Source organism: Weissella sp. DD23 (assembly GCF_001579105.1).
Classification (GTDB): Bacteria; Bacillota; Bacilli; order Lactobacillales; family Lactobacillaceae; genus Weissella; species Weissella cibaria.
On the sequence record NZ_KQ970461.1, the window covers coordinates 1 to 467 of the forward strand.

General features: G+C 49.3%; 1 protein-coding gene. It reads right to left on the reverse strand.

Annotated elements, in window-relative coordinates:
• Positions 1 to 467 (reverse strand): GA module-containing protein (locus tag WEIDD23_RS12255; protein WP_197458901.1); only part of this gene is annotated, 467 nt, incomplete at both ends.

Below are 467 nucleotides of genomic sequence, written 5' to 3' on the forward strand. Positions count from 1 at the left end.
TTGTGGCATCTGGCAATTGATCGAGGTAAGTTTGCTTGCCCGCATCATCTAAGTTGGTCAAACCACTAATTTCTGTCGTCGCCCAGTCTTTTGCGTTCGTCAAATTTTTTGCGGTTGCGTCAGTTACGATTGCGTCGATGGCATCCGCGGTTGTGGCGTCAGATACCTGTTGCTTATAGTCGGCTTTCTCCTCGTCCGTCAGATACTTCATCGCATCGATGGTCGCCGTTGCGTCAGACTTCGCAGCATCTAAATCAGTGCTCTTGGCGTTGCGTGCGTCCTCAACGATTTGTTCAACTGCTTCAACCGTTGCAGCACCTGGTAATTGATCTGTATAGGTCTTCTTGCCCGCATCATCTAGATTCGTCAAACCATTAATCTCATCTGTCGCCCAGTCCTTTGCGTTAGCCAAGTTTTGTGCTGTGGCATCCGTAACAACTGCATCAATCGCATCCGCGTTTGTCGCA